This is a genomic window from Nostoc sp. UCD121 (assembly GCF_014222285.1).
Taxonomy (GTDB): Bacteria; Cyanobacteriota; Cyanobacteriia; order Cyanobacteriales; family Nostocaceae; genus Nostoc.
In genome coordinates this window covers 1-1919 of record NZ_JACKZS010000436.1, presented here as the reverse complement: position 1 = coordinate 1919, position 1919 = coordinate 1, and the positions used below count along the sequence as shown (strand labels likewise).

The following is a 1919-nucleotide window of genomic DNA, read 5'->3' as shown; positions in this document are numbered from 1 at the left end:
GATTAATAATTACCTTAGCTGTGGTTTCAAATGTTTGCTCAGAAGACAAGTCTGTCTAATCAGGATTTGTAGAAGTTGTTAATACTCAGTTTTTGTGATGATATTAATATTAATTTATCAAATATGGGATTTTCATGACTTAACTAATTGTGGGTGAGCGAAAACGGCTATGAGTAAGTTTTTGATTTGATTAATCAGAATTAAGTAAGCATCAATAATATATGTTGTGTCTTTTGGAGGATTGACAATCGAATAATTTTTTTTCAGCAGCTTATACTCAAGAACGTAGTTTCTAAGCGATCGCCAGTTTAACAAAACCACTCGCAATATGGTTAAGTTAAAGTTTTAACACCCTTTTAAGCCTTGTCGTTACCCACATTTGGGGATATGACATCTCTCTAAAGAGGACTAGTATTTAGATGATTTCAGCCCACTTAAATGGACTTTGGCTATCAGCCTTGCACTTCAGTTTAGGGTGGGATGTCGAGCAAGTGCGATACTTTAAAAAGTATAATAAATTGTGCTTTTTATTAAATACCGTTTATGCCTTATCGCAGAAAATTTTTAAAAAGAGCAGGATACACAACCCTTTCTGCCTTATTGACTATGGGGTTTTTACAAAAGGATAGGCAAAAGGAAGATGATACCACAAATGCTGCTACGGCAAATTATCTAAGTGCAAGCGCAAATGTCAATTCTCCCCTTCGACAATTAGCAGCAGCCAAAGGAAAGCGTTATGGCGCAGCAGTTTCTAGTGAATTTTTGCTACAAGAGAAGGGTTACGCTGACCTAATTGCTCGTGAATGTTCGATAGTGACACCAAATGGTGAATTAAAATGGAACGCCACTGAACCACAGCCAGGAAAATTTACTTTTGAGTCAGCAGATGCGATCGCTGGTTTCTGCCAAAAGCATAATATACAATTGCATGGGCATACCCTTTTCTGGCACATGGGAAAACCAGACTGGCTACCTTATCCCCCCACTCTTAAAATGCTCGAACGCCATGTTAAAGGAGTTATGGAACATTATCGCAATAGCCCTGTTTTAAAGTCTTGGGATATTGCCAATGAAATTATCGCTGATAGTGAAAATGAAACTGATAATCCTACCTACGGTTTGCGTAAAGGGGTAAAACGAGAATTAATTCGAGATTTGTTTTTAATTGCGGCTTCAGTTGATAACACCAAGAAATTTTACCTAAATGATTTCGGCATCGAAGGCGCTACATGGAAATCAGATCGTTTCTTAAAAATGGTCGAATATCTGAAGAATAGTGACGTTAAAATTGATGGTGCAGGTATCCAATCACATCTATGGTTTTCTACTGCTTATGGTTTTGATCAAAAAGGATTTAATTCTGTCTTAAGACGGCTTAACGATCTTCAAGTTAAACCAATAATCACAGAATTAGACATTATCATTGATGCCCCACTGCCCGATAATATCAAAAAGCTAGATCAGATGGTAGCCGACAGTTACAAGCGATATCTTGACCTCTGCTTTGCGGCTGGAGTTGATACTGTAATTACATGGGGAATTACCGACCGTCATACCTGGATACGTCATCCCAACTGGATGCCAGCAAAAACCTTTAGAAACAATCCAAGTCTCTGGAAATTCCTGCGTCCACTTCCCTTCGATGAAAACCTGCAACCTAAACTTGCTCGCAACGCTATTGCCCAGGCTTTTCAGCAAGCGACTTAATACTTCATTCAGACGTAAATAGCGCTTTTAAATGTCATTTTTAACTAAGGATGTGAGGATATTCTTCCTTATTGACGATGATGAAAAATAAAGTGTCTGGAGTAATTAGTGATTAAGCCCTAATACAGTATTACATAGGGCTTGCTGGTTAAGACTGAAACCCTTGTATAAATAGTGATTGAAGTCTATAAATCGAACAAAAGTGCAAGGCA

Annotated in this window: 1 protein-coding gene; it reads left to right on the top strand. The window is 37.9% G+C overall.

The features are described from left to right. The first annotated feature begins 543 nt into the window (after positions 1-543). A complete protein-coding gene (locus GNF10_RS36645) occupies positions 544-1707 on the top strand; it encodes an endo-1,4-beta-xylanase (RefSeq protein WP_185580502.1) in 1164 nt (387 codons plus the stop codon). Positions 1708-1919: the final 212 nt, after the last annotated feature.

Coding starts and splice junctions, on each gene's coding strand:
- GNF10_RS36645 (WP_185580502.1), top strand. CDS start 544: ATGCCTTATCGCAGAAAATTTTTAAAAAGAGCAGGATACACAACCCTT.